Genomic DNA, 12,127 nt, shown 5'->3' with positions numbered 1-12,127 from the left:
ATCTTCGAGCTGCGGCACGAAAACATTCACCACATGAGCGATCACGAGAACGTCCCTTCCTGGCTTAACCAGCCCTATGAACGCTGTCGCCGCGTCGTGCCGGGCGCGATGCAATCCGAGACAGTGCCGATCGAGGATGCGCTGACGCGCGTGACAGCGGCCGATGTTTTCGCACCGGAGAATGTCCCGCCCATTGCGCTCGCTGCGGTCGAGGGCTATGCATTGCGCGCATCCGATACCGCGCACGCGACGCGTCGTGCACCGGTCGAGCTCGATTTCGAGTTCAGTCGGCGTGCACTGGCTTCGCTAGCGGGCAGTCCGGCGGCTCGCGCAATTGGCGAGCGGCGTGCGGTCGATGTCCCTCCGTATTTCCCGCTGCCGGCAAACGCCGACACCGTCGTCCCGAAAGGCGATCTTGAAATTACGCATCGCGGCGCTCGGTCTTTCCTGCTGCTGCACGCGCCGCTATCCGCCGGGCAACACGTCATCGCTTCCGGCAGCGAATATCGACAAGGCAGCCTGCTCCTGCCCAAGGGCAGCCGGATAACGGCCGAACGGCAGATCGCGCTGACAGCGGCAGGCGTTCGCGATATCGAGGTAACCAAACGGCCGCGCATCGGCGTGGTGATCGTCGGATATGAACAGCGCGCGCCCGGCATCGCTCGCGAGCGATGGCAGCGGCCCGACACGAGCGGACCGTATATCCGTGCGGTGCTGCAGCGCTGGGGATACACGGTGCCGTCGGTCGAGTACATCGAGCCTCCGGACATGACACTGCCGCCGCTCGAAGTGCAACAGAACGAGTACGCATTCAGGAAGCAGCTCGCCGAGCTCGCGCAACGTTACGACCTGATCGTCGGAGCCGGATTGCCGGCCACGCCGCCCTTCCGGGACATCGGACTGAATGCGCAGCGGGTGTATTCGCGCGACGATGCGACCGTCGAGATCAAACAAACGCCGGCTGATCGTTTCAACTTCGGGCGCAGCGACGATCGCTCGCCGCCGAAGAAAACCACACTCCCGTTCACGCGGCCCGACGGTACGCAAAGCGGGATGACGGTCCTGACCAGCTACGATCAGGCCACGCTGATCAACCTGCCGGGCCACACGAGCGCAGTGGCGATGCTGATGCACGCGATCATGCCGCGCGTGCTCGATTTGCTCGAGCACGCTGCAACACCGGGGCCGCATTGGGAAACCGGGATCATCGACCACAGTGTCGAGCGCGATGCCCAACTGAATGCGATGCGATGGGGTAACCTGCATCGTGGGGCCGACGGACGCCTGGTCGTCCGCCTGCTAGCGTCCGAAGGCGACGGATTGATCGGCGGCGTCGCTCGTGCCGATGTGCTCGTCGCGATCCCGGCTGCGGAATATCCGATGGCGGCAGGTTCGCCCGTGCTGTTCCTGCGTCTCGATCGCGACCTGTCCAGCGAGCCGCCGCGCCAGGTGGCGGCGACATCTGCCGAGGCAGCCTCACCATCGCCGCCGGCGGTCGAAACCCGCACGACAACCGTCGATATCGACGACGCACGCCCCGTCGACCTTCGCGAAACATGGCAACGGCTCGACGCAGCATTCGCCGCCGATGTGTCGCGCCTGCCTGGCGGACTGAACGGACCCGCGTCCGACGACGACATCGCTGCCTTGCAGGTCGCGCTGGGTACGACGCTGCCTGACGCACTCGTCGACAGTTTGCGCATTCACGATGGACAGGCGGCGTTGGGCGATGCGTTTTCTGGAAACGATGCGCTGCTGAGCGCCCGCGACATCCTCGCGCAATGGCGCATCTGGAAAGGTCTCGTGGACGCCGGCGATTTCGATGACATGACATCGGAACCGGATCCCGGCATCGCCGATGACTGGTACAACCTGAAGTGGATTCCGTTTACGCATGACGGCAGCGGTAATCACTTGTGTGTCGACCTCGATCCCGCCGAAGGCGGCGTCGCCGGACAAGTGATTCGGGTCTGGCATGATGATGCGCGGCGCGAGCGTATCGCGGGGAGTTTCCCGGAGTGGCTTGCCGGCATCGCGTCGGCGCGATAATCAAGTTGAGCGCCGGTCGAGCGTGCAGTTCAGTGAGTTTCTGAAGGCGTGGGGCGCGCGATTGAACGTCGCGCGTTCACGAACGATCGACGTCGTCCGATGCCGCGTCACCGTTACCCTGCTACGCCGGCAAAAGCCCCGCTTTACGATAATTGTCGATCAGCGCGTCGTAGAGGGAGAGATCGGCGCGACTCCGCGCGATGAGCTGAGCGCCGGCGATGGCGGCGAAGATTGCCCGCGCCCGCTGTTTGCTCTCCCGGGCGCTGACCACTGCCGCAGCGGACAGCACCTTGCTCAACCACGCCACGTTCACGTCGGCGAAGGCCAGAACTTCTTTCATCACGACTTCCGGCAGATCGTCGGTTTCGGCGGCCATGAAGCTGCAAAGACACAGCCGGTTGCCGGTCTCGAGCGCCTTGCGGAAGGTATCCGGATAGCGGCGCAGGCAGTCCAGCGGATCGCGCGATCGGGCCAGCATGTCGTCCAGCGCCGCCGCGGAATCCTCCCAGTAACGCCTCGCCACCGCCGCGCCGAGATCGGCCTTGCTTTCGAAATGGTGGTAGATGCTCGCGGCCTTGATCCCCACCTCGCTGGCGAGATCCCGATAGTTCAACCCGCCGTAGCCGTGCGTCTGCGCGAGCCTCGTGGCGGCTGCCAGGATTTTCTCTCTCGAGTTCGAACTCGCGTCGTTCGTCACCGCTTCAGCCTCCGCGTGCAGGAAATGGATGTTGACACCCCGGATTCTACCTTATATGGTTAACCTAACAAACGTTAGGTAGTTTCGCCAGCGACGTGTTTCCGCGTCGTCCGATCCAGTGCAACCGACTACGGAGCGCCCCTGCAATGACTTCCAGTAACGTCGATTTCGACACAGCCCAGCTGCCCATGATGAAGATCCACGATTTCCCGACAGGGCCCTATCCGACACGTGTGCGCATTGCACTGGCCGAAAAGGGGCTGCAATCGCGCGTCCAGTTCGTGATGGTCGATCTTTACAAGGGCGAGCATAAAAAGCCCGAGTTCATCGCCAGCAAGAATTATTCGGGTACGTTGCCGGTGCTGGAACTCGATGATGGAACTTGCATTGCCGAGTGCACGGCCATTACCGAATACCTCGACGCGTTCGACGGCGTACCTACACTCACCGGCACCACGCCACGCGAAAAAGGCGTCATCCACATGATGAGCAAGCGCGCCGAGTTGGAATTGCTCGACGCGATCAGCGTTTACTTCCATCACGGCACGCCGGGGCTGGGCCCGGACGTCGAGACGTATCAAAACCCGGAGTGGGGATTCCGTCAACGCGACAAAGCGCTGAGGGGCATGCGCTACTTCGATGCCGTTCTGCAAAGGCAATCGTACGTCGCGGGCGAGACGTTCTCGATGGCCGACATCACCGTCATCGGCGGTCTGATCTTTGCGATGCTCGTGAAGCTGCCAGTGCCTGAGGAATGCGAAGCGCTTCGAGCCTGGTACGCGAGAATGCTGGCGCGTGAGAGCGTCAGGAACCAGCCGGTGTTTGCGATGCTGGCCTGAGCTGCCCCTGCATCGGTCGATAACGGGCGGATGAGGCGAGCGAACGGATGACCGCGCTACCGCGTCAAGCGGTACAAAACATCGGGACAACGCTCCTCGTTTCTGCTTCCGTCGCTGTACGCAATGGCAACGAACCCGTGCTGCTCGTAAAACGCAGCAGCATCGTGGTTCATTTGAAACGTATGGAGCTGGAGCGAGCCGTCCGTTTGCGACTTCACCGATTCCAGCAGCGCAGTGCCGATTCCTTGCCGTTTGAATTCGGGGCACACGTACAATTGCTCGAGCCATGTCACGCCGTCGGTGGCAGCGTGTGCGGCCATGCCGATGATGTGGCCATCGTTCACGGCGACGGTAACGTTGCCCGACGGAACAAGCATGTTGGCAACCCAATCGCGGACGGTTGCTTCGGCGTGCGCGAGTGGCGCATAGGATGCCAGCGTGTCGCGCGACCGAAGATAGACGTCGGCCACCGCTGCGGCATCGGCCATCGTCGCGCGACGCAAGATCAGGGGCATGGTTCGGCCACTCCGAAGTCGTCAAGGAATGCTCGACGATAGCAGCATGGCATCGAACTTCCAAGGTCGTGTGGAATGCTGCTGAAGGGGCGGCTGAAATCGGCAAGTCCGCGCGATATATCGAGTTTGCAGTACGGACAATTGGCGCAGTGTCCCGCCAGTTTCTGCCATTCGATTTTCCGAGGGAAGTCGTCGATTGGGGATTCCTTGGGACTCGGAAAAGCTCAGTTACAAGCATGCGCTTCAGAGATGGGCACCGGCTCAATTGCCACTCCGGCAGTGCCGGCGAGCAATCGTCGCAGATGAATCTGCGCGGAACCGGGGCCGCTTATCAAAACCTCGTAATCCCGACCAGCTTCGGGGACAAACGTGCCGGCGCCTGGCGCATAGGTTACCCAGTAAGCTTTGGCGTTCCTCATGGTCGTCTCAGTGATCTGAGCGCTAATTGTCAAGGGTTCGCCGGCAGGAACGATCCATTCTTGATAATAGCGATAGGCGTCGGAAGGTAGCGGCATCCCGACAGTTTTATTTACCATTGCGGAAAATCCCGGCTTGGATACCAGGCGGCTGGGCTCAGGATATCCACCCCAAAGCCCTTGTTTCGGCGTACAAGTCGTGTTGTAGTGAAAATACACGGTCGCCCCCCAATACACACGAATTCGGGCTTCCCTATCAGGCTGCCACGCGGTCGGGTTCGATTGAGGGGACGCACAGGCGCCGAGCACAATAGGGGCGAAGAGCGCGCAAAAGAATGCAATACGATGGCTCATGGAGTAGCGCGGTGGTTATTCGTGGCTAGCAAAAATACCTCACGTCTTGGATGCTGTCACTAGGCATCGATCGAATGATCATCAGCTTTCGAGCGGTCCGACTGACCGTTTCGGGTCGGCAGCGCTGAATGTCTCGTTAAAATGAGGGGCAGGCGGGCAGGCGGGCAGGCGAAGGGCAGTCAGGAATGGCCACTGCGCATTATTTTGACGTGAATTTTAGGTGTAAAGGGGAATAAGCGATGGGCTCATGGGTCCGATGCAAGTGTGACAAACTCGTTCACAAAAACCTATTTTGCGGAACAGGTATATCTTTGGTCGCGACGGAAGCGTTCCTCGACGAGGATCATGTCGCAAAAAGCGCGGGTGACTTGGTCTCTGATCTTATTCAGAATTCCGAAATTCTAATTACATGCTGGAACTGCGGACGAATAATCTTGGTGAGGGAGACCAAAGACGAGTTCGAGGTCAGGTTCTTCAAGCCGGAATAAGAAGGGCAAATATAGATTTGCCGAGAACTCGCATGGCACATCGAACGGCCGCTTCGGGAATCATCGAGGGACCGCTTGGGGCCGTCCTGAACCAGTAACAGACCGACGTCGCATGTCGCAACATTGCGGCCATCGCTACCTCACACCACCGTGCTGACTGATCCATCCATCGGAGGGAACTCATGTTCGACCACGTCAAATTCGGCGTCAGCAACTACGCTGCAAGCAAGGCGTTTTTCCTGAAGGCGCTTGAACCGCTGGGCGTCGTGATTGTCGGGGAAGGCGAGCCGTCTTACGGGATCGAGATCAGTCCGCCCGGCAAGCCTTCGCTGTGTCTGTTTCAGACCGACGAGAAACCAGCGCATCTCCACATCGCGTTCGCGGCCGACACTCGGCAGCAAGTCGATGCGTTTCATCGCGCCGCGCTGGAGGCGGGCGGGAAAGACAATGGCGCGCCGGGGCTGCGGCCGCGTTATCACGCGAACTACTACGCGGCGTTCGTCATCGGCCCGGATGGACACAACATCGAGGCGGTGTGTCATCGGGCGGACGGGTGATGCGCCGATGGCTGGAGATCATGCGTCGCAAGCGGGCGTATGACATGACGCAAGCGATGTGTTGCTGCATGGCGAAGCCAAATCATCGACAATCTGCGTCGTTCAAAAAATGACAGAGGGTGGGCTATGCGCTGGATCGGTAAAACGCTCGCGGTGATCTGGAGCATTGCGGTTGTCGGCATCGCAAGTGTTCACGCCGCCCCCGGCGAACCTGCATTCCCGCGCTTCACGCAAACCGAAGGCAAGCTCGATGCGGACGGGCTTCCGGTTTCCGGCGTGAAGCTCTGCGCGCTGCCCGACCGTGCGCCGTGCTTCGAGATGCCGCCGGCGCCGCTTCCCCATTCTTCGAAGGAGTGGTACCAGTTCGGCCTGAATCCACGGTCCGAGCGGCTGCCGATTGCGTCGGGCGGCTCGTGGGTATTCTTCTCGGGGATGTTCTCTGGCGGCGGCAGCGGGATGCTGGAGCGCGTGGCCGTGCTGCGTGTCGGCGCGAACGGCAAGATCGAGAACCTGATGCCGACAGTCACCCAAACGGAGATGGCCGATCGCGCGATGTGGAGCTTGCCGCAGGTGTCGCCGTATCCGCTGTTCGTCCGGGCCGACTATGTATGGGGCAAGGACGAGAATCATTTCGGTCAGCACTTCTTCGAAGTCGACGCGTGGATGTTCGATCCCGCCGCCAATCAATACGTGAAGCGCTTTTCCTACCGCACGAGCAAACGCTACGACAGGGGCGAGGGCGCGGACCACGTGTTGACCGCCGAGCGTCCGGAGATCCTGCGGCGCCTTGCCGCCGGCAAGTAACGCCGCTATCGACGCATTTCTCCGTACGTTTCCTTGCACACCTCGCGTAGCGCGTCGACGAGCAGATCGCGCGCGGGCGAATGCGAATCGGCGGAGCGCGTGAACAATGCAATCGGCGGCAGCGTCCACACCAGCGAATAAGGCACGATCGCCACGCCGGCGATCCGCACCAGTTCTTCGGCGATATCGGCCGGCACGATCGACACGGCCTCGTCGCTCGACGCGATCATTTCGCCGATCAGCTTCGACGAGTAACTTTCGACGATCGGCACGGGCGGCGCGATGCCGGCCGACAGGAACAGGTCGGTCACCTGTTCGCGCATCGGCGTATGCGGCGCGCCGAGAATCCAGTCGAGCGCGTGCAGCTTGTGCCAGTCGAGCGGCGTGCGGGCGAGCTTGGCGGCCAGCCGCCGGCTCGCGATCATGCGCGGCTGCTGCTGGTACAGCACTTCGAACGAAACCTGCCCGAGATCGATCGCCGACGACGCGCGTCCGATCACGATGTCGACACTGTGATCCCTGAGCTGCAGCAGCAGCTGGTCGCTGGTGCCTTCGTGAATCGTCACGGTCAGGCGCCGCTCCATGCGCGCTTGCAGCCGCTTCAGCGCGGCCGACAGCATCTGGCCGGAGATGAACGGAATCACGCCGATGTGCAAATGGGCCGCATGCCCGGCGGCGACGGCCTCCATCTCGCGGGCGAGGTGGTCGAGATCCTTGATCATCGCCTTCGCTCGCTCGAGCACGACCGCGCCGAGCGCGGTGGGCCGCATGCCGCGGGACGAGCGCTCGAACAGCGGCGTGCCGAACATGCTTTCCAGCTCGGACAGCGCGTTCGTCACGGCCGGCTGGCTGCTTGCCATGTGCTCGGCGACGCGCGTCAGCGATCCGTGCTGCTGGATCTGCAGCAACAGCACCAGATGCCGGATCTTCAGACGAGCGCCGAGCCGCCTGACCACGTCGTTTGCGTCAAAATTCATTGACTGGTCATGCATTCATTAGGAAAAAGTGATGGGCCGATATTAAAACAGAATCATCACGTTATGGCGGCCCCCTAGAATCCCCTTCATGGATCGCGCCGGGACTGGCCTGGCGCCCACGCCGGGACGAAAACATGAAACAGACAGAGACACAGCAGCAGGCCGCTTTCGACTATCACGAATTTCCGACCCCCGGGAAAATCTCGGTCGTCGCGAGCAAGCCGCTGGTGACCCAGCGCGATCTGGCGCTGGCCTATACGCCCGGCGTGGCGAGCGTGTGCGAGTCGATCGCCGCCGATCCGCTGAAGGCGCACCGCTTCACGAGCCGCGGCAACCTGGTGGGCGTGATCACGAACGGCACCGCCGTGCTGGGCCTCGGCAACATCGGCCCGCTCGCGTCGAAGCCGGTGATGGAGGGCAAGGCCGTGCTGTTCAAGAAGTTCGCCGGGATCGACGTGTTCGACATCGAGATCAACGAGACCGACCCGGACAAGCTGGTCGACATCATCGCCGGCCTCGAACCGACGTTCGGCGGCATCAACCTCGAAGACATCAAGGCGCCGGAATGCTTCACCGTCGAGCAGAAGCTGCGCGAACGCATGAAGATTCCCGTCTTCCACGACGATCAGCACGGCACGGCCATTACCGTGTCCGCCGCGTTCATCAACGGGCTGAAGGTCGTCGGGAAATCCATCACGGAAGTGAAGGTCGTGACGTCGGGCGCCGGTGCTGCCGCGCTGGCGTGCCTGGACCTGCTGGTCGACCTCGGGCTGCCGGTGGAAAACGTGTGGGTGACCGACATCGAAGGCGTCGTCTATCGCGGCCGTACCACGCTGATGGACCCGGCCAAGTCGCGCTTCGCGCAGGAAACCGACGCGCGCAAGCTCGCCGACGTGATCGGCGGCGCGGATGTGTTCCTGGGGCTGTCGGTTGGCGGCATTCTCACGGCGGAGATGCTCAAGCAGATGGCGGCGCGTCCGCTGATTCTCGCGCTGGCCAACCCGACGCCGGAAATCTTCCCGGAACTGGCGCACGAGACGCGCGACGACGTCGTGATCGCGACGGGCCGCTCGGACTACCCGAACCAGGTCAACAACGTGCTGTGCTTCCCGTACATTTTCCGGGGCGCGCTGGACGTGGGTGCGACGACGATCACGCGCGAGATGGAAATCGCCGCGGTGCACGCGATCGCGGGGCTGGCCGAGGAAGAGCAGAACGAAGTCGTCGCGGCGGCCTACGGTGCATACGACGTATCGTTCGGCGCGCAATACCTGATTCCGAAGCCGTTCGACCCGCGCCTGATCGTGCGGATCGCGCCGGCCGTGGCGAAGGCGGCGATGGAAGGCGGCGTGGCGACGCGTCCGCTCGCGAATCTCGATGCGTACGTCGAGCAGTTGCAGCAATTCGTCTATCACTCGGGTGCGTTCATGAAGCCGCTGTTCGCGACCGCGCGCCAGCTCGTGCGCGACGGCGGCAAGGCGCGGATCGTGTTCACCGAAGGCGAGGACGAGCGTGTGCTGCGTGCGGTGCAGGTGATCGTCGACGAGAAGCTGGCGCGGCCGATTCTGGTCGGGCGTCCGGAGGTGCTGCTCGCGCGCATCGAGCGGTTCGGGCTGCGTTTGCGGCTCGGCCAGGATGTCGAAGTGACCAACCCGGAATACGACGAACGTTTCCCGCAGTACTGGACGAAGTATTGGGAAATGCGCTGCCGCGATGGTATTTCGAAGGAAATGGCGCGCGTGGAAATGCGCCGCCGCTTGACGCTGATCGGCGCGATGATGGTGCAGCTCGGCGACGCGGACGGGATGATCTGCGGGACGGTGGGCGAGTATCACAATCACCTGCGGTTCGTGGACGAAGTGATCGGCAAGAAGCCGGGTGCGTCGACCTACGCGGCGATGAACATCCTGTTGCTCGATCAGCGGACGGTGGCGCTGGTGGATACGCACGTGAACGACAACCCGGATGCGGAGCAGATCGCTGAATTCACGATCGCGGCGGCGCGGCAGATGGAATGGTTGAACCTGACGCCGAAGGTCGCGCTGCTGTCGCGGTCGAATTTCGGGGCGGGGAGTGCGGCTTCGGGCGTGAAGATGCGCCGGGCGCTGGAGATCATGCGGGAGCAGGCGCCGGATATCGAGGCCGATGGCGAGATGCATGGCGACTGCGCGCTCGATGAAGGGCTGCGGGCGAAGCTGCTGCCGATGTCGCCGTTGAAGGGGGCGGCGAATTTGCTGGTCTGTCCGAATGTGGATGCGGGGAATATCGCGTACAACCTGCTCAAGACCGAGGCGGGGAGCAATGTGGCGGTGGGACCGTTCCTGTTGGGGGTTAATGCTCCCGTGAACATCCTTACGTCCAGCGCCACCGTGCGGCGGATCGTGAATATGGCCGCATTGACGGTGATCGAGGCGAATCGGGGTGTGGGTGGGTGATTGAATGGCTTCGTGGGGCGGCTGAGGCCGCCCTTTGTTTGTCAGATTCGGCCAAAACCGGCCGTTCGACACCCAGCGCAAATTCGTCGACAATCAACGTTCCGACGCCCATCGCTGCCCGCGAGAAAGAGTATGGCCCGCCCGCCTCGTCCACCCGACCTGATGGTGAATTTTTCTCTAACCGCGCAGCGATCGGACGGCTCGTTGAAAGAGGTCGTCTCGGGCTATCGTCCCATCTACAAAGTGCGCGACGACTACTTGTCATCGTCACATCACGAATTCGTGGACGTCACAGGCGTCTGTACGGGACAGCAGGGCAGAGCGGAGGTCTGGCTATTATCGCCTGAGGCATACCCGCACACGTTTTGGATTGGCCGGCGTGTTGAAGTTGCAGAGGGTTCACGAGTGGTAGGGATCGCAGAAGTCCTACAGATCCTTAATCCATTGCTCGAATTGCGCGCAGATGGTTGAGTGATTTGGGTGCTGGCGGGAGGCCGTATGCGCGAGACGTCCGATCATCTATGTGATGAGCCCGGTGAAGGTACCATCTTCGTTGCCGCGCTCATCAAGATCCTGGCGGCCAGTCTTGCCGAGCCGTTGCGGCTTGCTCGGGTTTTCGGCTCGACTCCGCCGCGAGGCGAATCTCGATATATGTCGATACTGAGGGTACTTCCTGGTGGATGATGTATTCCATATGAACCGCCTGAAGGCGGACGAGCAGAGGATGTGCGGTGCTCGATGAGCATCGCTAGGTCAGACCAACTTCGTTGAAGATCGGCATGCGTGCCCGCATCCAGATAACGATCGTTGGAGGGAAGGATGTCTTGTACTCCTTGCCATCGCCAGTGTTGCAGCACCAAGTCGCGTTAGGCTAGTACGGGCGACACCGCATGCCCTTTGAGAATTATCCTGATCTTCGCGACTTTCGCGTACTCGGATCGATTTAACAGTTGTTTTCATTACTATTGCGGACTTGCATGGGTATCGATTAATTTGGCGCGGATTCATTCAGAGGTGCTGGCTACGCGTGACCATCTTCAAAGTAGTCTTGTCCGTGATCGCCATATATCTGGTGGTCGATATCGGGTGGACGTTCGTGTGGGTTGACGTGCATAACGCGATCACGATTTTCGCGCTCCTGCATACGAAGCCGGCGAACTTCGTCATCACGTCGATCATCTTCGGTTTCTACCTGTACCGGCGCGTCAGAAATTTCAACCGTTTCAGCCGAGCGAAGCGCGCAGGCCTCGCGATCGTCACGGTCGTTTTTTTTTGCGTTCGTCTACCTGGTAGGATTTCGCGGGATCATGGCTGACTGTACCGATTGTCAGCGCTTCAACTACAACGTCAAGATGAATGGCGGTGTCAAGCACGTTGACGGCACAACCTACATCATCAACATCTGCGGGAGTGGTGCTCCGGGCAATGGTTTTTTCGTGGATCAGAATGAGCAGGTCAAACTCGTCGTCAGCAATGCACACGGCTCGACGCTCGCCACTCGACTATTTTTCGTTTTTTGGGACGGCCGGCCGGGGGAAGAATCGACCATCATCCGTAAGAACAAGTTGATTTATTTCGACGCATCGGATGAGTACGACAGTGAAAGGTCGATCTCGCTGCCACCGACCACGCTCGATTGGATCGCGGCGAGAATTCCGATTTGGCTTCGCTGAGAACGCCCTCGATGCCGTGGTGGTCGTCGCGTTGAAGCGGCGCCGCCCACGACACGATTCTTGCTGAACCGCCCAAGCCAAGAAAGCCGTGGCGATCATCATGACCACCCGGGCGAAACAACCACCCGAATCAAACACCCGTTCGGCAAACCGCCCCGGAACCCCGCATCATCCGCGCACCGCCAACACGCACCCCACCGCGATTTAATGACCAAACCGCAAGACCTAGTGCATAGATATCGTTTGCCGAGCCCTTAATGACTATCGACAATCGTGGCTCGAATTCACCGCCGTGGCGCCAGAAGCGCCCTGGCGGCCGGCAC

General features: G+C 61.2%; 11 protein-coding genes. 7 read left to right on the top strand and 4 right to left on the bottom strand.

What is annotated here, in order from left to right:
- The first annotated feature begins 33 nt into the window (after positions 1–33).
- Positions 34–2,049, top strand: a complete 2,016-nt coding sequence (locus WS64_RS24470; RefSeq protein ID WP_060967969.1) for an SMI1/KNR4 family protein — start codon at positions 34–36, stop codon at positions 2,047–2,049.
- Between the two features lie 121 nt (positions 2,050–2,170).
- On the opposite strand, the gene WS64_RS24465 is transcribed toward WS64_RS24470, so the two are convergent.
- Positions 2,171–2,746, bottom strand: a complete 576-nt coding sequence (locus WS64_RS24465) for a TetR/AcrR family transcriptional regulator (RefSeq protein WP_059579869.1) — start codon at positions 2,744–2,746, stop codon at positions 2,171–2,173.
- A gap of 146 nt (positions 2,747–2,892) precedes the next feature.
- Here WS64_RS24465 and WS64_RS24460 point away from each other — a divergent pair, with 146 nt between their 5' ends.
- Positions 2,893–3,585 carry a glutathione S-transferase gene (locus tag WS64_RS24460; RefSeq protein ID WP_060967968.1) on the top strand — a complete coding sequence of 231 codons (693 nt, stop codon included), beginning with the start codon at positions 2,893–2,895 and terminating at the stop codon, positions 3,583–3,585.
- Positions 3,586–3,641: 56 nt separating this feature from the next.
- Here WS64_RS24460 and WS64_RS24455 read toward each other — a convergent pair whose 3' ends face one another.
- Together WS64_RS24455 and WS64_RS34540 are read right to left on the bottom strand one after the other, a co-directional pair.
- On the bottom strand, positions 3,642–4,100 hold the full coding sequence (locus WS64_RS24455) for a GNAT family N-acetyltransferase (RefSeq protein WP_060967967.1): 459 nt from the start codon (positions 4,098–4,100) through the stop codon (positions 3,642–3,644).
- A gap of 224 nt (positions 4,101–4,324) precedes the next feature.
- A complete protein-coding gene (locus tag WS64_RS34540) occupies positions 4,325–4,870 on the bottom strand; it encodes a hypothetical protein (RefSeq protein ID WP_155720470.1) in 546 nt (181 codons plus the stop codon).
- 670 nt (positions 4,871–5,540) lie between these two features.
- Here WS64_RS34540 and WS64_RS24450 point away from each other — a divergent pair.
- Positions 5,541–5,915: a VOC family protein gene (locus WS64_RS24450; protein WP_060967966.1), complete on the top strand. Its 375-nt coding sequence runs from the start codon at positions 5,541–5,543 to the stop codon at positions 5,913–5,915.
- Positions 5,916–6,041: 126 nt separating this feature from the next.
- Positions 6,042–6,719: a hypothetical protein gene (locus tag WS64_RS24445; RefSeq protein WP_060967965.1), complete on the top strand. Its 678-nt coding sequence runs from the start codon at positions 6,042–6,044 to the stop codon at positions 6,717–6,719.
- A gap of 5 nt (positions 6,720–6,724) precedes the next feature.
- On the opposite strand, the gene WS64_RS24440 is transcribed toward WS64_RS24445, so the two are convergent.
- Positions 6,725–7,696 (bottom strand): LysR substrate-binding domain-containing protein, encoded by a 972-nt coding sequence (locus tag WS64_RS24440; RefSeq protein WP_059579885.1) that lies wholly within the window; start codon positions 7,694–7,696, stop codon positions 6,725–6,727.
- 134 nt (positions 7,697–7,830) lie between these two features.
- Between WS64_RS24440 and WS64_RS24435 the strand changes: the two genes are divergently transcribed.
- The 3 genes from WS64_RS24435 to WS64_RS35355 all read left to right on the top strand — a co-directional run bounded on the left by WS64_RS24435 (position 7,831) and on the right by WS64_RS35355 (position 11,804).
- Positions 7,831–10,131 carry an NADP-dependent malic enzyme gene (locus tag WS64_RS24435; RefSeq protein WP_060967964.1) on the top strand — a complete coding sequence of 767 codons (2,301 nt, stop codon included), beginning with the start codon at positions 7,831–7,833 and terminating at the stop codon, positions 10,129–10,131.
- A 1,027-nt stretch (positions 10,132–11,158) separates the two neighbouring features.
- Positions 11,159–11,446, top strand: a complete 288-nt coding sequence (locus tag WS64_RS35360) for a hypothetical protein (protein WP_244166646.1) — start codon at positions 11,159–11,161, stop codon at positions 11,444–11,446.
- Entirely contained in the window at positions 11,439–11,804 is a 366-nt protein-coding gene (locus tag WS64_RS35355; RefSeq protein WP_244166645.1) for a hypothetical protein, read from the top strand. The genes WS64_RS35360 and WS64_RS35355 overlap by 8 nt, the downstream gene beginning before the upstream one ends.
- Positions 11,805–12,127: the final 323 nt, after the last annotated feature.

This window comes from Burkholderia anthina (assembly GCF_001547525.1).
In the GTDB taxonomy this organism is placed as follows: domain Bacteria; phylum Pseudomonadota; class Gammaproteobacteria; order Burkholderiales; family Burkholderiaceae; genus Burkholderia; species Burkholderia semiarida.
Note: the sequence above shows the minus strand (reverse complement) of the source record. Positions and strands in the feature narration are given on the sequence as shown.

What these genes read in the sequence shown, in the direction of transcription:
- WS64_RS35355 (WP_244166645.1), top strand. Translation starts at nt 11,439, where the DNA reads ATGGCTGACTGTACCGATTGTCAGCGCTTCAACTACAACGTCAAGATG.
- WS64_RS24435 (WP_060967964.1), top strand. Translation starts at nt 7,831, where the DNA reads ATGAAACAGACAGAGACACAGCAGCAGGCCGCTTTCGACTATCACGAA.
- WS64_RS34540 (WP_155720470.1), bottom strand. Translation starts at nt 4,870, where the DNA reads ATGAGCCATCGTATTGCATTCTTTTGCGCGCTCTTCGCCCCTATTGTG.
- WS64_RS24450 (WP_060967966.1), top strand. Translation starts at nt 5,541, where the DNA reads ATGTTCGACCACGTCAAATTCGGCGTCAGCAACTACGCTGCAAGCAAG.
- WS64_RS24445 (WP_060967965.1), top strand. Translation starts at nt 6,042, where the DNA reads ATGCGCTGGATCGGTAAAACGCTCGCGGTGATCTGGAGCATTGCGGTT.
- WS64_RS24470 (WP_060967969.1), top strand. Translation starts at nt 34, where the DNA reads ATGAGCGATCACGAGAACGTCCCTTCCTGGCTTAACCAGCCCTATGAA.
- WS64_RS24455 (WP_060967967.1), bottom strand. Translation starts at nt 4,100, where the DNA reads ATGCCCCTGATCTTGCGTCGCGCGACGATGGCCGATGCCGCAGCGGTG.
- WS64_RS24440 (WP_059579885.1), bottom strand. Translation starts at nt 7,696, where the DNA reads ATGAATTTTGACGCAAACGACGTGGTCAGGCGGCTCGGCGCTCGTCTG.
- WS64_RS24460 (WP_060967968.1), top strand. Translation starts at nt 2,893, where the DNA reads ATGACTTCCAGTAACGTCGATTTCGACACAGCCCAGCTGCCCATGATG.